The sequence below is a fragment of the Halovivax ruber XH-70 genome, from assembly GCF_000328525.1.
Classification (GTDB): domain Archaea; phylum Halobacteriota; class Halobacteria; order Halobacteriales; family Natrialbaceae; genus Halovivax; species Halovivax ruber.
This window is the reverse complement of record NC_019964.1, coordinates 2,601,328-2,623,327: the sequence shown is the minus strand read 5'-3', so window position 1 is coordinate 2,623,327 and position 22,000 is coordinate 2,601,328. Positions and strand designations below refer to the sequence as shown.

18 protein-coding genes are annotated in these 22,000 nt (G+C 65.1%); 13 read left to right on the top strand and 5 right to left on the bottom strand.

Annotated elements, in window-relative coordinates; translation table 11 throughout:
* The first annotated feature begins 346 nt into the window (after positions 1 to 346).
* The 3 genes from HALRU_RS12600 to HALRU_RS12590 are packed head-to-tail and all read left to right on the top strand — an operon-like array spanning position 347 to position 4,908.
* Positions 347 to 1,621 (top strand): ABC transporter substrate-binding protein, encoded by a 1,275-nt coding sequence (locus HALRU_RS12600; protein ID WP_015301774.1) that lies wholly within the window; start codon positions 347 to 349, stop codon positions 1,619 to 1,621.
* A complete protein-coding gene (locus HALRU_RS12595; protein ID WP_015301773.1) occupies positions 1,621 to 4,005 on the top strand; it encodes a methyl-accepting chemotaxis protein in 2,385 nt (794 codons plus the stop codon). The genes HALRU_RS12600 and HALRU_RS12595 overlap by 1 nt, the downstream gene beginning before the upstream one ends.
* 60 nt (positions 4,006 to 4,065) lie before the next feature.
* Positions 4,066 to 4,908 carry a polyprenyl synthetase family protein gene (locus HALRU_RS12590; RefSeq protein WP_015301772.1) on the top strand — a complete coding sequence of 281 codons (843 nt, stop codon included), beginning with the start codon at positions 4,066 to 4,068 and terminating at the stop codon, positions 4,906 to 4,908.
* A 50-nt stretch (positions 4,909 to 4,958) separates the two neighbouring features.
* Here the strand turns inward: HALRU_RS12590 and HALRU_RS12585 are convergent, their stop codons facing one another.
* The 3 genes from HALRU_RS12585 to HALRU_RS12575 form a co-directional block, all read right to left on the bottom strand.
* Complete coding sequence (locus tag HALRU_RS12585; protein ID WP_015301771.1) at positions 4,959 to 6,320, bottom strand: hemolysin family protein; 1,362 nt, start codon at positions 6,318 to 6,320, stop codon at positions 4,959 to 4,961.
* A gap of 107 nt (positions 6,321 to 6,427) precedes the next feature.
* Positions 6,428 to 7,534, bottom strand: a complete 1,107-nt coding sequence (locus tag HALRU_RS12580) for a DUF373 family protein (RefSeq protein ID WP_015301770.1) — start codon at positions 7,532 to 7,534, stop codon at positions 6,428 to 6,430.
* Between the two features lie 99 nt (positions 7,535 to 7,633).
* Entirely contained in the window at positions 7,634 to 9,586 is a 1,953-nt protein-coding gene (locus tag HALRU_RS12575) for a sensor histidine kinase (protein ID WP_015301769.1), read from the bottom strand.
* 92 nt (positions 9,587 to 9,678) lie between these two features.
* On the opposite strand from HALRU_RS12575, the gene HALRU_RS12570 reads away from it, so the two are divergent.
* Positions 9,679 to 10,674, top strand: coding sequence for a radical SAM protein (locus HALRU_RS12570; RefSeq protein WP_015301768.1), 996 nt, complete (start codon positions 9,679 to 9,681; stop codon positions 10,672 to 10,674).
* 223 nt (positions 10,675 to 10,897) lie between these two features.
* Here the strand turns inward: HALRU_RS12570 and HALRU_RS12565 are convergent, their stop codons facing one another.
* Complete coding sequence (locus HALRU_RS12565; RefSeq protein ID WP_015301767.1) at positions 10,898 to 12,076, bottom strand: helix-turn-helix transcriptional regulator; 1,179 nt, start codon at positions 12,074 to 12,076, stop codon at positions 10,898 to 10,900.
* Between the two features lie 231 nt (positions 12,077 to 12,307).
* On the opposite strand from HALRU_RS12565, the gene HALRU_RS12560 reads away from it, so the two are divergent.
* Both HALRU_RS12560 and HALRU_RS12555 read left to right on the top strand, forming a co-directional pair.
* Positions 12,308 to 13,528 (top strand): DUF7096 domain-containing protein, encoded by a 1,221-nt coding sequence (locus HALRU_RS12560; protein ID WP_015301766.1) that lies wholly within the window; start codon positions 12,308 to 12,310, stop codon positions 13,526 to 13,528.
* A gap of 119 nt (positions 13,529 to 13,647) precedes the next feature.
* Positions 13,648 to 14,139: a type IV pilin gene (locus tag HALRU_RS12555; protein ID WP_015301765.1), complete on the top strand. Its 492-nt coding sequence runs from the start codon at positions 13,648 to 13,650 to the stop codon at positions 14,137 to 14,139.
* Between the two features lie 179 nt (positions 14,140 to 14,318).
* Here HALRU_RS12555 and HALRU_RS12550 read toward each other — a convergent pair whose 3' ends face one another.
* Positions 14,319 to 14,939, bottom strand: coding sequence for a methyltransferase domain-containing protein (locus HALRU_RS12550; RefSeq protein WP_015301764.1), 621 nt, complete (start codon positions 14,937 to 14,939; stop codon positions 14,319 to 14,321).
* 237 nt (positions 14,940 to 15,176) lie between these two features.
* Here HALRU_RS12550 and ahaH point away from each other — a divergent pair, with 237 nt between their 5' ends.
* From ahaH to HALRU_RS12515, 7 genes are all read left to right on the top strand, one after another.
* Positions 15,177 to 15,509 (top strand): ATP synthase archaeal subunit H, encoded by a 333-nt coding sequence (gene ahaH / locus HALRU_RS12545; RefSeq protein ID WP_015301763.1) that lies wholly within the window; start codon positions 15,177 to 15,179, stop codon positions 15,507 to 15,509.
* Positions 15,496 to 17,802, top strand: a complete 2,307-nt coding sequence (locus HALRU_RS12540; RefSeq protein WP_015301762.1) for a V-type ATP synthase subunit I — start codon at positions 15,496 to 15,498, stop codon at positions 17,800 to 17,802. Before ahaH ends, HALRU_RS12540 begins: the two co-directional genes overlap by 14 nt.
* Positions 17,803 to 17,980: 178 nt before the next feature.
* Positions 17,981 to 18,265 carry an ATP synthase subunit C gene (locus tag HALRU_RS12535; protein ID WP_015301761.1) on the top strand — a complete coding sequence of 95 codons (285 nt, stop codon included), beginning with the start codon at positions 17,981 to 17,983 and terminating at the stop codon, positions 18,263 to 18,265.
* Positions 18,266 to 18,281: 16 nt separating this feature from the next.
* Positions 18,282 to 18,863, top strand: coding sequence for a V-type ATP synthase subunit E (locus HALRU_RS12530; protein ID WP_015301760.1), 582 nt, complete (start codon positions 18,282 to 18,284; stop codon positions 18,861 to 18,863).
* Positions 18,860 to 19,912 (top strand): V-type ATP synthase subunit C, encoded by a 1,053-nt coding sequence (locus tag HALRU_RS12525; RefSeq protein ID WP_015301759.1) that lies wholly within the window; start codon positions 18,860 to 18,862, stop codon positions 19,910 to 19,912. Before HALRU_RS12530 ends, HALRU_RS12525 begins: the two co-directional genes overlap by 4 nt.
* Positions 19,909 to 20,235 carry a V-type ATP synthase subunit F gene (locus HALRU_RS12520; protein WP_015301758.1) on the top strand — a complete coding sequence of 109 codons (327 nt, stop codon included), beginning with the start codon at positions 19,909 to 19,911 and terminating at the stop codon, positions 20,233 to 20,235. Before HALRU_RS12525 ends, HALRU_RS12520 begins: the two co-directional genes overlap by 4 nt.
* Before the next feature lies 1 nt (position 20,236).
* Positions 20,237 to 22,000 carry an ATP synthase subunit A gene (locus tag HALRU_RS12515; protein WP_015301757.1) on the top strand — a complete coding sequence of 588 codons (1,764 nt, stop codon included), beginning with the start codon at positions 20,237 to 20,239 and terminating at the stop codon, positions 21,998 to 22,000.

Here is a 22,000-nt window from a genome sequence, read left to right as displayed (position 1 = left end):
AACCTCGGTTACGCGAACGGGGAACGGAGTGACCCGCGAGCACGACCGAAGGGAGCGGCTTTTTGATTTAGATTGGCAGTGGGAACGCCGAGGTCGAACGGAGCGAAACCCGCTGATTGTCGGTCACGTAACAGCGTAGCCCGCGAGCCGTGTGGGTTCGAGGAGGCGACGGAGCGGGTGAGTCCGGTGCGTGTCTGTGTCGTTTTTATCATCAGATGAATGCGTCGAGTGCACACAGGGGGCCTGTTCATTGACGCACCCGTCGACCAAAACCTACGAATAACAATATATCATACTAGTACCACACTCCGGAGATATTATAGTGGTACTCTGACAACCGAGGGCCATGGTGGATCGCCACAAGAGACGAACAGTGCTGTCGGGGGTTGCCGTTGGTGCTCTCGGGTCACTCTCGGGGTGTCTGGATCGGCTTCCGGGAGTCGGGTCCGGCGAGGCCGACGACGGCCCCGGCGGGCTTGGTCGCACGATAAAGATCGGGATGTTACACTCGCTTACTGGTGACCTGAGTCACGTCGGCGAGCCGATTCGTAACGCCGGTGAACTGCCGATCACACAGCTAGAGGCTGCCGACGTCGATCTGGCGTTCGACGTCGGACGGGCCGACGCGGAGACGGATTCGGCCGTGGGTGTTCGAGAGGCACTGCGCCTCGCGCAGGCGAAGTATCCGGCAATCAACGGGGCGCTGAGTTCGGACGTCACGCTTCAGGCGACCCAGCAGGTGTTGATTCCCTACCGGACCGTGAGCTGTTCGCCGGCGAGCACGTCGCCGACGATCACGACGCTGAACGACCGGGGGTTAGTCTTTCGGACGGCGGTATCCGACACCCTGCAGGGGGCCGTCCTCGCGAGGCAGGCCGCCGACGAGGGCTACTCCAGCGCCGCGACGTGTTACGTGAACAACGACTACGGCTATCAGTTGAGTCGCGCGTTCGAACGGGCGTTCGTCCGGGAGGCTGGCGGGACGGTTGCTGCACAGGTCCCCTTCGAGCAGGCGCCCGAAGACGGGTCGATCTCCTACGCCGACGAACTGGAGACGGCCCTCGCCGACGATCCGGACGTCCTCGTTCTCATCGGGTACGCCAACAGCGGAGCGCAACTCCTTCGCGACTTGCACGATAATGGGGCCGATCCCGCGGTGCTGGTGACCGACGGGATGCGAGACGAGAGTCTCCCCGGGCGCGTCGGCGAACCGATCGATCACGTCAGGGGGACGGCGCCACTTTCGGCCGGTCCCGGGAAGGACTTCTTCGATCGAACGTACGAGTCGACCTACGACGCACCGCCGGATAGCACACCCTTCAACGCACACAGTTACGACGCGACGGCGGTACTCCTGCTCGCCAACGCCTACGCCGGCGCAAACGACGGTGAACTGATTCGCGCATCGATCCCCGCGGTGACCGACGCGACCGGCGAGCGGATCGGCCCGTCGGACCTGGCACGGGGGATCGAACTCGCCGCGCAGGGCGACCCCGTCGAGTACGTCGGCGCCTCGAGTGGCGTCAGATTCGACGAGAACGGGGACGTCGTCGCGGCGAACTTCTCGTACTGGACCTACGAAGGCGACTCGATTACGCAACTCGATACGGTGGAATACTGATGTCTCTCGGATCACAACTGGTGCCGTCGTTCGTGCGTCGGCGCTACCGAACGAAGTTCGTCATCTCGATTCTGGCCGTCGTCCTCGTCATCGGACTCGTGGGCGGAGCCAGTTACGTACAGGCCGAACAGACCGTCGAAGACGATTCGAACGAGCAACTCGAATCCACGGCACAACTGCAGGCGAGTTCGATCGGTGACTGGGTCGAAACGATGGGCGTTCAGACCCGAACGATCTCGGCGGCAGCGCCGCTCCGAGACGGGGCTGTGCAGGACGTTCAGGCACACCTCGTAGAGGAACAGGCACGAATGTCGGTCGACGTTCGAGCGATCCACTACGTCGATACGGACGGTGGGGAGATCGTTACGAGCACGAGCCCGTCCCAGCGCGGCGTCGCCCTCGGCGAGATCGACGAACCCTGGGCGCGCTCGGACGTCACCGCCGAACTGTCCTACGACGACGACGTCTGGCACACCGACGCATCCTACGAGGACGACGTCCTCGAAGACCAGGTCATGGCGTTCGTCAGCCCGGTCAACGAACGGACGGATCGTGTCGCGGTCGTGATCGGGACGCTCGAGTATCGCGTCGAACAACTCCAGCAGCCCTCGGCCGCTGCGACGACGACGATCGTCGATGCGAGCGGCTCGCCGGTGTTCGAATCGACCGACGGGGCCGACCGTCCCGCCATCGACGCCGACGCGCTCGAGACCGCGATGACGGGACAGACCGACGTCGTCGAATCGGACGAGACGGTCGCCGCGTACGTTCCGGTCGCCAACAGCGACTGGGTCGCGGTGACGACCGTGCCGACCGACGAGGCCTACGGCGTCGCGAACGCCGTCGGGCGCAACGTTCTCGTCCTGATCGGCTTGAGTCTCCTGTCGCTCGGCGTGATGGGGATGGTACTCGGCCGCCAGACGGTGGTCCCGCTCACGCAGCTTCGAAACCGGGCGACTGCGATGGAAGACGGCAATCTCGAGGTCGATCTCGAGACCGACCGGGTCGACGAGATCGGGCGGCTGTACGACGCGTTCGACAGCATGCGCACGTCGTTGAAAGCCCGGATCGACGAGGCGACGCAGGCTCGTGACGAAGCCGAGGCGGCCCGCGCCGAAACCCAGGCGATGAACGAACACCTGGAGGCGACGGCCGAACGGTACCAGCAGGTGATGGCCGACTGCGCCGAGGGCGACCTCACCCGGCGTCTCGAACCGTCGAGCGAGAACGAGTCGATGAACGAGATCGCCACCGCGTTCAACGACATGGTCGCCGATCTGGAGGAGACGACGGCGCGTGCCCAGGCGTTCTCGAAGATCGTCGCCGAGGCGAGCCAGGACGTCACGGGCAGCGCGGAGGAGGTCAAGTCCGCCTCCGCCCAGGTGAGCGAATCCGTCCAGGAGATATCGGACGGTGCCGATCGCCAGCACGAGAACCTCCGATCGGTCGCGGGCGAGATGGAGGGGCTCTCGACGACGACCGAGGAGATCGCTGCCTCCTCGAACGAGGTGGCCGACGTAGCCGAGCGAACGGCCACGACCGGTGCCGAAGGTCGTGACGCCGCCCAGGACGCCATCGAGGGCATGCACGAGATCGAGGCGGACTCGGCCGATGCCGTCGCCGCGATCGAGCAACTCGAAGCCGAGATGGACCAGATCGACGAACTGGTCGAGTTCATCTCGACGGTCGCCAACGAGACCAACATGCTGGCGCTGAACGCCAACATCGAGGCCTCCCGAAGCGGCAGTGGTGGGGACGCGGGTGACGGCTTCGCCGTCGTCGCCGACGAGGTCAAAGAACTGGCCTCCGAGACGAAGGAGGCGGCCGAGGACATCGAAGAACGCCTCGACAGCATCAAGTCCCAAACCGACAGGGCTTCCGCGGAAGTCCAGCAGACTGCCGATCGAGTGACCGAACAGGTCGACTCCGTCGAGAACGCCGCTGCAGCCCTCGAGGAGATCGCCGAGTACGCCCAGGAGACCAACGACGGCGTCCAGGAGATCTCCGCTGCGACCGAAGAGCAGGCGGCCTCCACCGAAGAAGTCGTCGCCATGGTCTCCTCGGCGACCGAAATCGCAGAAGAGACCTCGGACGAAGCCCAGCAAGTTGCTGCTGCGGCCGAAGAACAGACCTCGGCGATTACCGCCGTCAGCCACCGTGCTGACTCGTTGACGTCACAGGCCGACGAACTCAGTACAGCGCTCGACGGATTCGACACGGCCGTCGATATCACCGTCGAGGACGGCGACGCGGTCCCAGCCGAGGTCGACACGGCTGGCGATGGCCAGCTCTTCGAGGATGGCACAGCCGAAGACTGGTCTCCTGCGACCGATGCAGGCGGCGATGGCGATCAGTTCACGTTCGACGACTCGAACACGAACTGACTGCCGACTGACCCGTTTCGATCCGTCACGTACTTTTTCGTGTCGCCCCGTTACCCGATAATGGAGCGTCCGGTACGCCGACAGGCACTGATCGACGACCGGCTCGAAGCGGTCGTCACGGCTATCGAGCCCCCCGATCTCCGCGAGCAGGTCTCCCGGACGACCCTCGCGGGTGGCAAGCGCGTGCGGCCGACGGTGACGATCCTCTCGTGTGAGTTCGTCGGCGGCGACCCGGCCGACGCGCTCGACTTCGCCGTCGGTATCGAACTCGTCCACACCGCGTCGCTGGTCGTCGACGACATCATCGATCGGTCGCCGATCCGTCGCGATGCGCCCAGCGCGTGGAGCGCGTTCGGGCACGGACCCGCGATCGTCGCGAGCGACGGACTGCTCGGGGAGGCGTTCGATCACTTTTCGACCGATCCGGCGGCCATGCAATCGGTGACCGCGGCGATGGTCGAACTCGGCGAGGGTGAGGCGATGGAGCTCGTCTCGATCCCGTCGACGGAGGCGGAGTACATGACGCTCGCGCGCCGCAAGACCGGTGCGCTGTTTCGAGCGGCGGCGGAACTCGGTGCGATCGCGGCGGACGGCGACGACGAGACCGTCGCGGCCATCGGCGAGTACGCAGAGCGCGTCGGCGTCGCGTTTCAGATCCGCGACGACGTCCTGGACGCAGTCGCCGACCCGGAACTGCTCGGGAAACCGACCGGTCGCGACGCGTCGCTCGATCGACCGTCGTTGTTACAGGTCACCGACCTCTCTCCGAGTGCGGCGAACCAGCGTGCCCGCGATCAGGTCGAACTGGCGATCGACGCCCTGGAGCGGATCGAACCGGTCGACACCGAGGCGGAGGCGTACCTCCGTGAACTCGCCGAGTTCGTCGTCGAACGTGAACAGTGATGGATCGGCCGTTCGACTGACCGGCCCGCTCTACTCCGGCACTGTCTCGATTACTTCTCCCCGTCTTGCCCGTCATCACCGTCGTCTGGACGATCCGCTTGACTGGCTCGGCTGACGACGACGCGCGTGATGCGATTCTCGTCGACGTCGTCGACGGTGAGGGTAGCGTCGTCGAGTTCGAGACTGTCGCCGGGTGCTGGCACTTCGCCCAGTTGTTCGAGGATCATTCCGCCGATGGTTTCGACCTGCTCGGCTTCGAACGCGGTCCCGAGTCGGTCGTTCACGTGTGCGACGGTGACGCCACCGTCGACCACGTACGTGTCGTCCGACTGGCGCTCGATGGCCCGCGTGTGCTCGTCGAACCCGTCGCGGAGGTCGCCGACGACGACTTCGACGACGTCTTCGACGGTCACGATCCCCTCGAAGACGCCCCACTCGTCGACGATCGCGGCCAGCTGGCGTCCTTCGGTCTGGAACTGGGTGAGCAGGTCGGTGACGCGCGCCGTTTCGGGGACGACGGGCAGGTCGCGTGCGAGCGATTCGGCCGTCGTCTCGTCGGCCGCCGTTTCGGGTCCCATGACTCGCACGACGTCTTTGGCGTCGACGAAGCCGACGATGCGATCGGTTTCGTCGTCCGTGCCGAGCACGGGATACCGGGTGTGGCCGATCTCGACGATCTGTGCTCGCATCGACTCGAGATCGTCGGCTGCGTCGAAACTCGCCACGTCTGGGGCGGGAATCATGATCTCTTTGACGGCGATGTCGTCGAGTTCGAACACGCGGTGGATCATCTCGACTTCGTCCGGATCGAAGTTCCCCTCGCGACCCGATTGTGAGAGGACGGTGAGTAACTCCGCTTCGGTGAACGTCTCCTCACTCTCGGAGGCGGGCGGTACACCGAGCAGACTGGTGAATCCGTTGGCGGCGCCGTTGAAGACGACGATCCCGGGGTAGAGGATATAGTAACACAGCTTCATCGGGAGGGCGACGAAGAGCGCGATCTGTTCGGTCCGGGCGATGGCGAACGTCTTGGGCGCGAGTTCGCCGAAGACGACGTGCAAGAACGTGATGAAGGTAAAGGCGAGTGCGAAGGAGACGAGGTGGACGACACCGGTCGGGAGGACCTCTCCCAGGAGCGGTTCGATCAGTGCCGCGACGGCAGGCTCTCCCGCCCACCCCAATCCGAGCGAGGCGAGCGTGATGCCGAGTTGCGTGACTGCGAGATAGTTGTCGAGATTCTCCATTGCCTCCTGGAGGATTCCGGCGCCCGTTCGCCCTTCATCGACGAGTCGGTCGACGACGCTCGGACGGATGCGGACGAGCGCGAACTCCGCGCCGACGAAGAATCCGTTCACAGCGACCAGTGCGAGTGCGACGAAGAGCCGACCGAGTGAGAAGACGATGTCTACCATGCAGATCGCCTCGCCGGGGCCAGAACGTGGTGCATACCGCAAGCAGAGTGGCCGATCGTCGTAATGCTTTCCCTACAGGTGGCTCCAAATGGGCGGCGAACCGGTGGTCACTCCCCGACGTTCACTGTCCGCGGGCTCCCGTCACGTGAAATCCGCGACTCGACGATCGCGAAGGTGAGCGTACTCAGGATGGCGAGGACAGTGCCACCGGTGAGCGCCGTCGCCAGCGCCGCCACGTCGATTCGGTCGACGAAGAACCCACTGACGGCGTAGAGCACGACGGTCATCGCGACGACGTAGAACGGGGCGTTGAGGTAGCGCCACTCGAGTCGCTCACCGATGTAGGCGTCGGTGAGCTGACCGAGACTCGTCGTGAGGGCAGCGGCGCCGAACCACTGGATGGCCCCGTGGAGGAATGCGGCGGCGCCGATCGGGAGCGCGATCGCCTCCTGGCTGGACCCGAGCGACTGGATCGTTTCGAATCCGCTGACTCCGCCCAGGGCGACGAGGGCGATGGCGACGAGGTACGCGACGATCGTCATCCGGCCCGCGTAGAGCGACCGCCGGAGACTCGTGGCGACGCCGCCGACCGAGGCGCCTAATCCCAGACCGCTGGAGATGAGGTAAACACCGAGCAGCGTCGACACCGACCCGATGACGAGCCCCGGGAAATCGAGGAGCGCGCCGACGAGCGCGAGTGGATAGATCAAGAGCAAGATACCGAGCGGAATCAGGATCGTCCCGCGGGTCTCGGGATCTGCCATCACCTGCTTGATCGTGTAGTACATCGACTCCAGATTCTGGGCCTGCCGGACGACGACCCGGCGGACGCCGTCGACGGGGACGCGTGCACGGATGACGGGGAGGACCGACTCGTCCTGTGCCCCGTCGGTGACGACGACGGTCGTGACGTCCTCGCCGGTCGAGAGGCTGGCGAGTACCGTATCGACTTCGTCGCCGATCTCTCGACTCGCGCTCACTTCACCCTCCTCGTTGCCGGTCACGACCGCGACCTCGACGCTCTCGTCGCGCGCGTCGATCTCGTCGTAGACGTGCAGTCCCTGGAAGATCACGTTCGCGTCGGAGTCCTCGGGATCGGCCGTCGCCATGGCGATGGCGGCTTCCTCGACCGGCTCGCGCCCGATGACCGGCGTGGTGAAGCCGGTCTTCCGACCGAGGTCGTCGTCGAGGTCGACACAGAGGACCAGCAGCATCGAGCGAGTGTACGGAAGCCGCCTATATCGGTCTTCGGGGATCGAACCGCTGGCTGGTGCCGGAGCGACTGTACCACGCCCCCAGTTCGCCCCGCCGAATCATCGTGCGGACCGCTCTGCCCGCGCCGAGTCGACCCCGCGGAACGCGAACCGTGCGCCACCGGATGGGCTCTCGCCGGCCGTGGCGGTCCACCCGTGGGCCTCGGCGATCTCGGCGACGATGGCGAGGCCGATACCAGTCCCGTCCGGGTCGGTCGTGACGCCCGCCTCGAAGACGTCCGCGTCCGGGAGGCCAGGCCCGTCGTCATCGACGAAGAAACCCGTCGGAGCCGCCGAGGCGCTCGCCTCATCGTCGAGCCAGCCGACGGTAATCTCACGGGCAGACTCGGGTTCGTTCGTGGGGTGTTGCTCGTTGTCGGTCGCTTCCGGGTCGTGGACGGCCGCTTCGTTCGCGTGGGCGTCGTGGTCGATGGGCGCTCGATTTTCGTCGGCCATCCCGTGGTCGACGACGTTGCGGAACAGGTTCGTGAAGAGCTCGACCAGCCGACTTCGATCGGCGGCCACCGTCCCGGCCACGTCGCGACGCAGCGTGACCGGTCCCTCGACGACGGCCCACGCATCGTCGACGACGGCGGCGAGGTCGACACGCTCGGGGTCCCCGACGGTTTCGCCCTGTCTGGTGAGCGTCAGGAGGTCGTCGATCAGCGTCGCCATTCGTTCTATGGCCCACGATACCTCCGAGACGGAGTCGTGGTCGACGGCCTCTTCGAGCAGGTCTACGTGGCCCTGTGCGACGTTGAGAGGATTTCGGAGATCGTGGCTCACCAGGCTGGCGAACTGCTCGAGTCGGTCGTTCTGTCGCTCCAGCTCCCGCTGGTACCGCCGCTCGTCGGTGATTTCGCGGAACGCGTTGACGGTCCCCGTGAACTCCCCGTCGTCGAGCGGCAACGTGGTTAGCGTCGCCCGGTAGGTCCTCGTCTCGCCGTCGGGCGTGTGGAGTCTCGGCTCGTGGGTAATCTCCGTGACGTCGGTGTCGTCGCTCAGCAGGGTTCGGACGCGCTCGGCGTACGCGTCGATCTCCTCTGGGGAGAAGTAGCCGCGCTCGACCAATGCCTGAAATGGCTCGCCGACGATCTCGTCGGCCGGCTCCGCGAACGGTGCGACGAACTCGTCGTTCGCCCAGGAGATCGTCCCCGTCTCGTCGAGGCTGAAGAGGCCGACCGGTGCCGTCTCGACGATGGTCCGAAAGCGGGCGAGTTCGCGGGTTCGGCGCGTCCGCTCGGAGATATCGCGAACGACGCCGACCGAGCCGAGGACGCGATCGTCCGTCGTCACCGGCACGATGGTGGCCTCCCCGACGCGCTCGTCGCCGTCAGCCGTTTCGAGGGTGAATTCGAATCGACCCGCCGACTCATCGCTCGACGCGAGGTCGGCGAGGAGTTCCCCTGCTCGCTCGAATTCGGCGCTACCGATGAACGTACTGGCGTGAGTTCCCACGAGGTCGGTGCGCTCGTACCCCGAAAACCGGGCGAGCGCGTCGTTTGCGAGGACGCACCGGCCCGACGAGTCGAGTACGTACATCGGGTCGGCCGCTCGCTCGACGACCGTCTGATAGCGCCCGAGTCGGGTTGAATCGGCCGACACTCGCGTCAGCGGCGGGCGCGACGCGCTCGCGTCGACGACGGAACGGAGCCGTCGAGCCACGAGGGCGGGTTCCTGCTGAACCGTGTCGCGCCGGAAGACGTCGGCGGCACCCGCCTCCAGTGGGTGGCTGGTGTCCTCGTCGTGTCCCAGGACGACGGCGACGGGCGTCTGCCCGGGGACGGCGCGGATCCCGGCGTCTCGTCCCTCGGCGTCGAGGTCGAGAACGAAACAGTCTGCGATCGGTGTGTCTGCATCGTGCTCGACGGTCGCTCCCGTCGTTTCACCGTCGTGGAGCCACTCGACCGACCGGTTGGTGACGGTGATCGGGTGGATCGCCTGCTCGACGATCGCCTGCGTCTGCCCCTCCGGCGTCGGGCCGACCCAGCACACCCGGATCCGCTCTCGCATAGTCTCGGGAGAGGGGCGCCCGTCTCAAAAGGTTTCAGGCTGGAGCCGATGCGTGGTGCTTTTGACGCCCGGCCCAGTATCGGACGTACCGAATGATCTCGAAGGGCTGTGAGCAGTGCGCGAAAGGCGGCAAGATGGTTATGTTCGTCTACGGCTACTGTGACCAGCGTGACTGTTTCTACTGCCCGCTCGGTGAGAATCGAAAGAACGTCACCGACGTCTACGCCAACGAACGGCTCGTCGAGACCGACGACGACGTCCTAGAAGAGGCCCACCGGATGAACGCTCTCGGGACCTCGATCACCGGTGGTGAACCCCAGGAGGCCCTGGACCGGACCTGCCACTACCTCTCGCTGCTGAAAGACGAGTTCGGCGAGGATCACCACACGCACCTCTACACGGGGATCACGGGCGGTCGCGAGAACATGCGCCGCCTCGCCGAGGCCGGCCTCGACGAGATCCGCTTTCACCCACCGCTCGAACAGTGGGGCGACCTCCACGGCACCGAGTGGGAGGACATCCTCTATATTGCTCGCGAGGAAGGACTCACGCCTGCGTTCGAGATCCCCGGCATCCGCCCCGAACCGGAGTTTCTCGACTTCTTAGACGAGGGCGCTGCCGACTTCTGTAACGTCAACGAGTTCGAGATGTCCGACGGCAACTATCGCCGAATGCAGGAGGAAGGCTTCGAACTCAAAGACGACCACATGAGCGCCGTCGACGGCTCTCGCGAGGAGATCCTCGACGTGATGGGTGACCACGAGCAGGTCTACTTCTGTACGTCGGTCTTCAAAGACGCCGCCCAGCACCGCCGTCGTCTCAAACGCATGGCCCGCCAGATCCGTCGCGAGTTCGACGACGTCACCGACGACGGGACTCTCGTCTACGGCAAGACGCGTGCCGATCCCACTCGCTTCGAGGCCCTCGGGGTGCCCGCCGAATTCTACACGGTGAAATCGAACCACGTCGAGGTCGCCTGGTGGCTCTTAGAGGAGATGATCGAGGAGGGAGACCTCGACGACGGGGAAATCGTCGAGCAATACCCGACGTACGACGGCCAAGTCGTCGAGCGAACACCGCTGGTCTGACCGCGAGCGAAGCGAGCGGACTTTTTGGTGCAGATTTTTGGCGGAGCGAATCGCGACCACCGGGAGCGATCCCGACGAGAAAAAGGTGCACGCGCCAGGTCGTCGAGCGAACACCGCTGGTCTGACCGCGAGCGAAGCGAGCGGACTTTTTGGTGCAGATTTTTGGCGGAGCGGATCGCGCGAGCGCGGCGTACTACCCGCGAAAATGCGAGCGGAGCCGTCGTCACTCGACCTGCGTGGGATCGACGTCCGGGAGCGTGATGAGGTTCTCGCGGCCGATCCGAAGTTTCTCGATGTCGTCGTCTTCGTCCATCTGGGAGAGGAGCTGGGACACCTTGGCGTTGGACCAGCCGGTTTCGTCGACGATGGCGGCCTGCTTCATGCGGCCACCGTTCGCCGTGAGCAAGTGCATGACGCGCTCTTCGTCGCTCAGGAGTTCGGGATCGACCGCGTCGTGATCCTCGTCGGCGACAGCCGACTCCGTCGGTTCCGGTGACGGCTCGTCGATCGAGTCGCGGTCGTCGGTGTCGTCGCCCGGGTCAGCGTCGGTGATGAGGTGGCGCAGTCGCGTCGCCACCGGCGCAATCGAGGGCCACCAGTCGGGGCGGTCGTCCTCGTCCCACTCGCCGTCGCGCGTGGTTCGGACGTACCAGAGTGCACCGCCTCCGACGGCGACCAGCGAGAGGAGACCGAGCAGTAGTGGCCACGAGTCCTGGACGAATCCGACGACACCTGTCTGGGAGGCGAAGACGATCTCGAAGTCGCCCGGACCGAGTGTCGTCTGGCCGTTCCAGACGATTCGGTTGTTCTCGATTCCCTGGGGTGCCGTGACGATGTCGTGTTCGTCCGGGGCCTCGATGATCAGGCGCTGGTGCGGTTCGAGGCCGGAGAGCCAGGTGTCGCCGGACGCGGTCATGAACGTCTCCTGCAGACGGAGGTAGTCGCCGTCGGTTTCGGCGAAGTTCGTCCACGTCACGCTATAGCGCAGCGTTCCGATCTGCGTGTCGGGCCCGACTTCGCCGGCTTCGTACGCACCGACTTCGGACGCCGATCGGACCGTTGGCTCTTCCCAGCCTGCGTCTTCGATGGCCATCTGGCGACCGGTGCCTGCCTCGGCATGGGGGACGAAGCCTTCGAACCACGACCGGTCGAGCTTGACGTCTCGGTCGCCGCTTTTGATGTCTTCGGCGAACGCGTCGAATCGCTCGCGATCGGACTCGTTCCGGAGGACGATGTGGTGTTCGACGGTCCAGCTCGCGTCGCCGTTTTCCAGCAACTCGACTCGAATATCCTGTCGACGGTCGTCCCCGGTACCGTCGTCGAGCGCCGCGACTGGCGTGGGGCCCGCGGTGAGCAGGAGGGCGACGACGAGGGAGACCAGGAGGGCCGATCGGACCCGCATTGATGTGTTTCGGTGCGGCCCCGTGTCAAAAAACCCTTTCTATACGTCCATTTCTCGGATCCGGCTGCGAACCGGCAGGCGGGAGACCAGGCAGGACTGTTCTGCCGATTTCAGTCGCCTGGGGTCGGTCTGGGGCGACCGTGTCACGACTCGTTCCTTCTCATTTACGCGTTCAGCAAACGAAGAAAAAGACGACTGGTTTTTGTACCTGGGCTCAAAACGACGGAATCGATGAGGAACGCGCTCTCCGTGGCGATTGCCGCCCTCCTCGTAACCTCCCTCCTCCCACTGGCGTCGGTCGCAGCTGCGCCCGGTAGTGGTTCGACCGTCGCGAGCCCGTCGGAAGCGAGCACAGCCGTCGCACAGCAGACGGCCCCGGATGGAACGACCGAACGCCTCGGCCTCGAGGGGTCGGCCACCTCGGCCTATGCCGACCCGTCGCCCGATTTCGGGACGGCGCTCGCCGCGACTGACGACGAGTTGCGTCGCGAGTGGACCTTCCACGAACTCGAGTACAACTGGGACGAGATCCCCGACAGTGAGCGAGAAGAGCGGATCGAAGCGTACAACGACCAGGTTCTCGACAGACTTGACGAACTGGAGGCTCGTGAGAAGGCGGCCGTTCGAGCGATGACCGCCGGTGACGCTCCAGTGTCTCGTGTCCTCAATACGCTCGCGAGAAACGACCACGAAGCCGAGATCCTCCGGTCGAACCTCGACCGGCTTTCGACCTACGCCCCCAATTCGCGCGATTTCATGTCGATGACACGGACGACGAAAGGCGCCATCGAAACGCACGAGGGACCGGTCCGAGACGAGGCGTTCCACACGTTCTCCTCCGGGAGCCAGTCCGAATTCGACACGCCGGTCCTCGTGGAGACCACCGACTCGGGCGTTCTCGTCTCGTCGGTGACCGACGGGTCGTATCTCCGGGAAGTGAACCGGTACGACAACCGCGATCTCTCGCGTCCGAGCCAGCTGGAGGGGATGTCAGACGGCAACGACCGCTTGCGTGAACTGTATCCGTGGGCCCAGAGCCCGGAGGCAGACGCGGCCAACTCACACGATCAGTTCCTCTCGCGCCACCAGTTCACGTTCGAGATGTACCACACGCAGGGGCTGCTCCGCGTGCACCTGGACAGCGGGACGACCGACGTCTTCCGAGAAACGCAGGAACTCGAACTCGCGCGACTCCCGATCGAGACGGCGGGGAGCTGGACTGGCGACGCGGCGACCGTCGAACTGAACGTGACGCCACGGGACGGTCCGATCCAGTTCAACGTCACCGACACGGAGACGGGCACACCACTCGACGCGACTGTCCTCGTGGATGGCGAACCGGTTACACGGACGGGTGACGACGGGGCGGCCTGGGTCGTTCGGCCGCTGGCCGAGTCGGAGATCGCCGTCGAGGTCGACGGAGAGACGATCTCCGTCGAACCCGGCAGCTAACGCCAAGATTGGTACCGGTCGCTGACGTCGATTCCTGTATTTTTGATCTTTGAGCGTTGCGTGGGCCACGGCGACCCCCGTCCGCGGGTTAAAATACGAGGCCGCGGCCAGCGGGTCCCGTGGTCAGACGCCCTCATACCGGACGCCCTCGCCTCCGGTCGATATCGCCGGTCGTTGGTGTCATCGCGCTGGTCGCCCTGACAGTCTGTCTGGGCGCCGTCGTCGCCGTCGGAGTCAGCTCGGTCGAAATCGGTGCCGAGTCGCCTGCGTTCGGCTTCGAGGCCACTGCCGAGAGTGCAACCGATCGAATCGTCCTCGAACACCAGCATGGGGACGAAATCGACGTCTCGACGATCGACGTGGTAGTGACGGTCGACGGCGAGGCGCTGGCGGTCCAGCCACCTGTCCCCTTCTTCCAGGAAGACGGATTTCGAGGCGGTCCCAGCGGTCCGTTCAACTCTCGGGCGGATTCTCGGTGGCGTGTCGGCGAGAGAGCGGGATTTCGACTCGCGTCGACGAACGCGCCGACGATCGATCCGGGGGACGAAATCGTCGTCTCGATCGAACGAGACGGAAATCTGCTCGGCCAGGCGTCGACGGTCGCCGAGTAGTAGTGGGCGGCAGTTCGCCACGATCCGCTGACCGTTGACGATTCGGTCAAACCCACTCAGCCGTTGGCGACTCTGTCTAACCGGCCGGCCGTTGGCGATTCTGCCCAACCGGCCGGCCGTCGGCCGCTCTGTCACCGGCAGTCGTCGGCAGCTGTGCACCTACTCGGCCTCGACGAGTGTCACTCCGGCGCGCGCCCGACGGTGGTGATGGCGACCTCGGGCTCGTAGCTCGGTCCCATCAGGACGTGTTCGACGTCCTCGAACCCGGCCTTGGTGAACATGCGATCGGCGTCGGCCTCGTCGTAGAAGAGCATGATGGCGTCGGCGAGTTTCTGGGTGATCGTGTGGTCGGGGTAGTTCGGCCCGACGACGAGCACCTGGCCGCCCGGGACGAGGACTCGCCTGATCTCGCGGAGGGTTCGCACCGGCTGGGGCCAGTACTCGATCGACCCCGACGACCAGACGATGTCGAAGGTGTTCGAGGCGAACGGCAGGCGTTCGGCGTCGCCGAGGTGAAAGTCGACTGGCCCGCGTTTGCCGAACTTGCCGTAGGCCTGCTGGAGCTGGTGGGGGCTCTGATCGAGCGCGACGACGCGATCGACGTGTTCGAGGAGGCCCTCGGTCCCGAAGCCGGTTCCGCAGCCGACGTCTAAGACCAGCGGTTCGCCGTCGAAGTCGAGCAAGTCGAGCGCCTCCGTGCGCATCTCCTCGTTCCAGATGAACGGGTTCACCTGGTCGTAGACCCGCGAGAGGTACTTGTAGAAGAACCGCGCGCGAGCCTTGTTCTCGAGAATTCCCATTACCCGCTACTGCTGTGGCGACCGCAATATGTCTGCTGATCGGTGTCAATCCAGCCCATGGATCCTCGCTAACCGGTCGAACGCCGTCGTCGACGGCTGAGCGGCCGGTACTGTCGGGAAACGACACCTGATCGGCCGGCGCGGATCGATCGTCGGTCACGTCTGTGATTGGCCGCGGTCAATGTGGTTTCGCAACTACCTTATACGGCGCCCCGCCAAAATCCGCACGATTCGACTATGCCGAGGCCAGAGGTTCTCGAACGGATACAGTCGGCGGAGACAGAAGCCGACGAGATCGTCTCCGAGGCGGCCGGAGACAGGGACGAACGCATCGCCGAGGCCCGGGAGCGCGCCGAGGAGATCCGCTCCGAAGCCGAGACCGAGGCTCGAGAAACGAAAGAGGCGCGTCTCGAGGAGGCCAGAGACGAGATCGACGCCGAGTGCGAGCGAATCCTCCGCGAGGGCGAGGCCGAACGTGAGGCTCTCGCCGACAGCGCGCGCGAGCAGGTAGACGAGGTGACCGACTACGTCGTGAGCCTGTTCCAGGAGGAAGTCGATGTTCAGGCCTGAACGGATGGCGAAGGTCTCGGTGACGGGTGCACGGGCAGTTATGCCCGACGTCATCGAGACGCTGCACGAACTCGGCCTCGTCCACCTCTCGGACTACGACGGCTCCTGGGACGGTTTCGACAACGGTGATCCGATCGAGGGCGCCGAGGAAGCCTCCGAGAAGCTCGTCACGGTTCGGGCGCTCGAGAGCACGCTCGACGTGACAGCCGAGGACGTCGCGCCCCAGCCGACGCTGCCGGACGACTGGGAGACGAGACTGGCGGACCTGCGCGACCGCGTCAACGAACTCGACGACGAGGGAAGCGCCCTTCGCGACGAACGGCGCGAGGTCGTTGATCGTATCGACCGCCTCGCACCCTTCGCCGCCCTCGGCATCGATCTCGATCTGCTCTCCGGCTACGAGAGCATCGATCTCGTCGTCGGCGAGGGTGATCGAGCCGAGATCGAAGCCGAACTCGGGTCGGCCGACGAGATCCGCGCGTTCGAGACGTTCGCCACCGACGGCGTCGTCGCGATCGCCGCGGCGCCGGCGACCGACGAAGCGCCCACCGAGGCCGACACTCGCGGGCTCGTCGCCGACGCGCTCGTCAGCGTCGAGTTCACGAACTACGAGGTTCCCGACGTCGACGAGACGCCGGCGGCGTACCTCGACGACCTCGAGACACGCCGCGACGAACTCGATCGAACGCTCACCGAGATCGAGACCGAACTCGCGGAACTCGCGACCGATCGCGGTCCGTTCCTGCGGCGCGTCGAGCGCGAGCTCACGGTCGACGTCGATCGTGCCGAGGCGCCGCTTCGGTTCGCCACGACCGAGCACGCGTTCGTCGCCGAGGGCTGGATCCCGGCCGAACGATTCGACGCCTTCGAAGCCTCGCTTCGCGACACGGCCGGTGAGAGCGTCGAGATCGAGGAACTCGAGATCGCCGACTACGAAGAACACGCCCACGGCAACGCACACGAGGTGGGCGACGCCGACGAGCAAGACCGCGCGGAAACCGGCGACCGAGAGACGCAGTCACCGGAGTCGGCGGCCGAGGAGGAACCGGAACCGGCCAAAGCGACCGACGGCGGGACGACGGTCTCCGGCGCGTCCGGCGCGGTGACCATGGACGAAGATCCGCCGGTCGTGATGGACAATCTCACGCCGGCGAAGCCGTTCGAGATGATGGTCAAGATGGTCGGCCAGCCCAAGTACAGCGAGCTGGATCCGACCTTCCTCGTCTTCCTCACGTACCCGATCGCGTTCGGGTTCATGATCGGTGACATCGGCTACGGGCTGCTCTACATGGCTCTCGGCTACGGGCTCTGGAAGGGCATGGATTCGAGCGCCGGCAAGGCGCTCGGGACGATCGGGATCTGGGCCGGCGCCTTCACCGCCATCTTCGGCTACCTGTACGGCGAGCTGTTCGGTACACACCTCTCGTACCTCGGCATCGAGGGCCTCCCGCTCATGGAATCGCTCGCGAAGGGGCTGCAGTCCTCTGAGTGGGCCCTGTTCTGGATCGTGATCAGCCTCGTATTCGGCCTGATCCACCTGAACCTGGGACTGCTCATGGGCTTTTTCAACGAGCTCAAACACGGCCTCAAGGCGGCCCTCTACGAGAAGTTCTCGTGGATCCTCGGGATGAACGGCCTGTTCATCTGGATCTTCTCCCACCAGGACGCCGGGAGCTTCGATCACGGCGTGGGATTCCTGCCGGGGGACATGACATTCGGCAGCATGAAGCCCGCATTCCTCGCGGGGGCGACCGACCAGGCCGTCCTCTACGACTACCTCGGTTTCGCCGGGTTCCCCGAACTCGTCGGTATCCTCGGCTTGATCGCGATGTTCGTCGGCCTCGTGATGGTCGGCATCGGCGAGGGGGCGACCGGCCTCGTCGAATCGCCGGCCTGGATGTTCGGGCACGTCCTCTCGTACCTCCGATTGACTGCGGTGCTGCTCGCGAAGGCGGGAATGGCGTTCGCGGTCAACCTGCTCGTCTGGGGTGGCTACTCCGACGGCCACGGTCACACGGTGTTCAACCTCCCGACGTACGACGTCTCGGGCTACGAGATGGAGTTCGTCGGTCTGATCCACCTCGGTGACGGCCCACTGGTCTCGGCTATCGCGATCGTGGCCGGCATCCTGGTCCTGGTCTTCGGACACGTCCTCGTGTTGATCCTCGGGATCACCTCGGCGGGCATTCAGATGCTCCGCCTCGAGTGGGTCGAGTTCTACCAGAAGTTCTACGAGGGCGGCGGCGAGGAGTACGAGCCGTTCGGGCGTGACGTCGGCCAGACGGCCGACTGAACGCGGTCTCACTGCTTGCCCGTTTCGCGTCTGCCATCGACGCTCACAGCGGTCAAATTCTCCCGAAATCGGGCCACCCAGCTTTTAGCGGTATCGATTTCTTTCGAGGGATTTATGGGGTGTGCAGAGCCAGGTACGACTGTTCACAGCCAACTGAACGTGCGGACTTCATCCAATCATGATCGAAAACGTACCCGACCTACTCGACACGGCACTGCAGACGACTGAAGCGGCGACCAACGATGCTGACGTCGAAGTGGCCTCGTACATGGCCGCTGCGGCGGCGGCGATCGGTGTCGGGCTCGCGGCGCTCGCCTCCGGCTACGCAGAGCGAGGAATCGGCGCTGCGGCCGTCGGCGCGATCGCCGAGGACCGTGACATGCTCGCGCCCGGCATTCTGCTGACAGTCCTGCCGGAGACGCTCGTCATTTTCTCCATCGTCGTCATCTTCCTGGTCCAGTAAGCGACCACCTCTCACAATGAGTTTGGATACTGTCGTAGCGGATATTCGAGAGGAAGCCCACGCGCGTGCGGAGGAACTCCGCGAAGAGGCCGAGACTCGCGCCGACGAGATCGTCGCCGACGCCGAGGACGACGCTGCGGAGATCCGCGACCAGGCCGAACGGGAGGCCGACCGCGAGATCGAGCAGCTGCGCGAACAGCGCCTCTCCAGTGCGCAACTCGAGGCCAAGCAGGAGCGTCTCGAGGCGCGCCGCGACGTGCTGGGCGACGTTCGCGAGGCCGTCGAGGAGGAGCTTACCTCCCTCGACGGTGACACTCGCGAGGAACTCACCCGAACGCTGCTTTCGGCTGCAAGCGACGAGTTCGAGGCCGGTGACGACGTGCGCGTCTACGGTCGTGCCGGAGATCAGGAACTCTTAGCATCCATCGTCGACGACTACGACGGCTACGAGGTGGCCGGCGAGTACGACTGCCTCGGCGGCGTCGTCGTCGAAAGCGAGGGATCGAGAGTCCGGGTCAACAACACGTTCGACTCGGTCCTCGCAGACGTCTGGGAGGACAATCTCCGCGAAATCAGCGAGCAACTGTTCGAGCAATGAGTACAGGTGCCTCGAATCCGGAGTTCGTCAACGCACGCGTCCGGTCACGCAGAGCGACGCTGTTCGCCGACGAAGACTACCGGAAGCTGATCCGGATGGGGCCGAGCGGTATCGCGCGGTTCATGGAAGAGCGCGAGTACGAAGACGAGATCAACGAACTCGGCGCACGCTTTTCGGGCGTCGACCTGATCGAGTACGCCCTCAATCGCAACCTCGCGAAACACTTCGACGACCTGCTCGACTGGTCGGAGGGGCGGCTGTACGACCTGATCGCCCGGTATCTGCGCAAGTTCGACGTCTGGAACGTCAAGACGGTTATTCGGGGCATCTACACGGACACGCCGGCCGAGGAGATCCGCACGGATCTCATCCGCGCCGGCGAGCTCGACGACGCCCTGCTCGACCGACTCGTCGACGCCGGCGAGATCGAAGACGTGATCGAACTGTTGAACCGGACGATCTTCTACGAGCCGCTGTCGGCTGCGTTCGAGGTCTACGAGGAGTCCGGCACGCTCGTTCCGCTCGAGAACGCCCTCGATCGAACGTTCTACGAGCGCCTGCTGGCCGACCTCGGTCGCCCGCAGGAGGGGCCCGAAGCGATGTACGTCGAGTTCCTGCAGGCCGAGATCGACTTCCGGAACGCCCGGAACGCACTCAGGCTCGCCCGGAGTGGGGCCGACCTCGATCCGTCGGCGTTCTACATCGAGGGCGGTACCCTGTTCACCGAGTCGGAACTGAACCGACTGGTGAACGATCGCGACGAACTCGTCACACACATCACCGAGGATCGGACGTACGGTGACCGCCTGTCGACCGCACTCGATCAACTGCGCGAGGCCGACAGCCTCATCCAGTTCGAGCACGCCCTCGATGCGGCGTTGCTCGAGTACTCGGATCGACTCTCGAGCATCTACCCGGTGTCGGTATCGGCGGTGCTCTCGTACATCCTCGCGAAAGAACGAGAGGTCGAGAACATCCGCGCCATCGCGCGCGGTCGCGAAGTCGGCCTCTCCGAAGCGGAGATCGAAGACGAACTGGTGGTCCTATGAGCCAGGAAATCGCCGTCGTCGGCAGCCCGGAGTTTACGACTGGATTCCGGCTCGCCGGCGTCAGACGGTTCGAAAACGTGGCCGACGACGACAAGGACGACGAACTCGACGACGCGGCCGAGCGAGCGCTCGACGACGACGGTGTCGGTATCGTCGTCATGCACGACGACGACGTCGAGCACCTCTCGCGGGGTGTCCGCGAGCGCGTCGAAACGAGTGTCGAACCCGTCGTCGTCACGATCGGCAGCGGTACCGGTGGCAGCGGACTGCGCGAGCAGATCAAACGCGCGATCGGGATCGACCTGATGGAGGAAGAAGACTAGTATGAGTCAGGCAACAGATACAGAGACCGTCCAGGAGGACGGTGTCATCGACAGCGTGAGCGGTCCCGTCGTGACCGCCACGGACCTCGACGCCCGGATGAACGACGTCGTCTACGTGGGCGACGAAGGGCTGATGGGCGAGGTTATCGAGATCGAAGGAAACGTCACAACGATCCAGGTCTACGAGGAGACCTCCGGGGTCGGCCCCGGAGAGCCCGTCGAGAACACGGGCGACCCCCTCTCCGTCGACCTTGGACCTGGGATGCTCGACTCCATCTACGACGGTGTCCAGCGCCCGCTCGACGCCCTAGAGGAGAAGATGGGATCGGCGTTCCTCGACCGCGGTGTCGACGCACCGGGCATCGACTTGGAGGAGACCTGGGAATTCGAACCCAAGGTCGACGAGGGCGACGTCGTCGAACCCGGCGACGTCGTTGGCGTCGTTCCGGAGACCGTCACCATCGAACACAAGGTGATGGTCCCGCCCGACTCCGAGGGCGGCGAAGTCGTCGCCGTCGAGTCCGGCGAGTTCACCGTCGAGGAGACGGTCGTCGAACTCGACACCGGCGAGGCAATTTCGATGCACCAGGAGTGGCCGGTTCGGACCGCCCGTCCGGCCGCCGAGAAACGCACCCCGACGGAACCGCTTGTCACGGGCCAGCGGATCCAGGACGGCCTCTTCCCGCTCGCGAAGGGTGGGACGGCTGCGATTCCGGGTCCGTTCGGCTCGGGCAAGACCGTCACCCAGCAGCAGCTGGCCAAGTGGTCCGACGCGGACATCGTCGTCTACATCGGCTGTGGCGAACGTGGCAACGAGATGACCGAGGTCATCGAGGACTTCCCGGAACTGCCGGACCCGCAGACCGGGAACCCGCTGATGGCCCGGACCTGCCTCATCGCCAACACGTCGAACATGCCCGTCGCGGCGCGTGAATCCTGCATCTACACGGGAATCACGATCGCGGAGTACTACCGCGACATGGGCTACGACGTCGCGCTGATGGCCGACTCCACCTCGCGGTGGGCCGAGGCCATGCGCGAAATCTCCTCCCGGCTGGAGGAGATGCCCGGTGAGGAGGGCTACCCGGCCTACCTCGCCGCGCGACTGGCGGAGTTCTACGAGCGCGCCGGTCGATTCGAACTGCAAAACGGCGGCGAAGGATCCATCTCGGTCGTCGGCGCGGTGTCGCCACCGGGTGGGGACTTCTCCGAGCCGGTCACCCAGAACACGCTGCGCATCGTCAAGACGTTCTGGGCGCTGGACGCGGACCTCGCCGAGCGTCGACACTTCCCGGCGATCAACTGGGACGAGTCCTACTCGCTGTATCGTGGCCAGCTCGATCCCTGGTTCACCGACAACGTCGCCGGCGACTGGCCGGATATCCGTCAGTGGGCCGTCGACGTGCTCGACGAGGAGGCAGAACTGCAGGAGATCGTCCAGCTCGTCGGCAAGGACGCGCTGCCGGAGGACCAGCAGCTGACGCTGGAGGTCGCACGCTACCTCCGCGAGGCGTGGCTGCAGCAGAACGCCCTGCACGACGTCGACACCTACTGCGAACCCGAGAAGACCTACCAGATGCTCGGGGCGATCAAGACGTTCAACGACGAGGCCTTCGAGGCACTCGACGCTGGCGTCCCCGTCGACGAGATTCAGAGCGTCGACGCCGCGCCGCGCCTGAACCGGATGGGCACGGCCGAGGAGTACGACGAGTTCATCGACGAGATCGAAGCTGATCTCGCCGAGCAGCTCAGGGGGTTGTACTAA

Coding starts and splice junctions, on each gene's coding strand:
- HALRU_RS12550 (WP_015301764.1), bottom strand. CDS start 14,939: ATGGGAATTCTCGAGAACAAGGCTCGCGCGCGGTTCTTCTACAAGTAC.
- HALRU_RS12570 (WP_015301768.1), top strand. CDS start 9,679: ATGATCTCGAAGGGCTGTGAGCAGTGCGCGAAAGGCGGCAAGATGGTT.
- HALRU_RS12515 (WP_015301757.1), top strand. CDS start 20,237: ATGAGTCAGGCAACAGATACAGAGACCGTCCAGGAGGACGGTGTCATC.
- HALRU_RS12565 (WP_015301767.1), bottom strand. CDS start 12,076: ATGCGGGTCCGATCGGCCCTCCTGGTCTCCCTCGTCGTCGCCCTCCTG.
- HALRU_RS12575 (WP_015301769.1), bottom strand. CDS start 9,586: ATGCGAGAGCGGATCCGGGTGTGCTGGGTCGGCCCGACGCCGGAGGGG.
- HALRU_RS12590 (WP_015301772.1), top strand. CDS start 4,066: ATGGAGCGTCCGGTACGCCGACAGGCACTGATCGACGACCGGCTCGAA.
- HALRU_RS12580 (WP_015301770.1), bottom strand. CDS start 7,534: ATGCTGCTGGTCCTCTGTGTCGACCTCGACGACGACCTCGGTCGGAAG.
- HALRU_RS12530 (WP_015301760.1), top strand. CDS start 18,282: ATGAGTTTGGATACTGTCGTAGCGGATATTCGAGAGGAAGCCCACGCG.
- ahaH (WP_015301763.1), top strand. CDS start 15,177: ATGCCGAGGCCAGAGGTTCTCGAACGGATACAGTCGGCGGAGACAGAA.
- HALRU_RS12540 (WP_015301762.1), top strand. CDS start 15,496: ATGTTCAGGCCTGAACGGATGGCGAAGGTCTCGGTGACGGGTGCACGG.
- HALRU_RS12535 (WP_015301761.1), top strand. CDS start 17,981: ATGATCGAAAACGTACCCGACCTACTCGACACGGCACTGCAGACGACT.
- HALRU_RS12595 (WP_015301773.1), top strand. CDS start 1,621: ATGTCTCTCGGATCACAACTGGTGCCGTCGTTCGTGCGTCGGCGCTAC.
- HALRU_RS12525 (WP_015301759.1), top strand. CDS start 18,860: ATGAGTACAGGTGCCTCGAATCCGGAGTTCGTCAACGCACGCGTCCGG.
- HALRU_RS12560 (WP_015301766.1), top strand. CDS start 12,308: ATGAGGAACGCGCTCTCCGTGGCGATTGCCGCCCTCCTCGTAACCTCC.
- HALRU_RS12585 (WP_015301771.1), bottom strand. CDS start 6,320: ATGGTAGACATCGTCTTCTCACTCGGTCGGCTCTTCGTCGCACTCGCA.
- HALRU_RS12520 (WP_015301758.1), top strand. CDS start 19,909: ATGAGCCAGGAAATCGCCGTCGTCGGCAGCCCGGAGTTTACGACTGGA.
- HALRU_RS12600 (WP_015301774.1), top strand. CDS start 347: ATGGTGGATCGCCACAAGAGACGAACAGTGCTGTCGGGGGTTGCCGTT.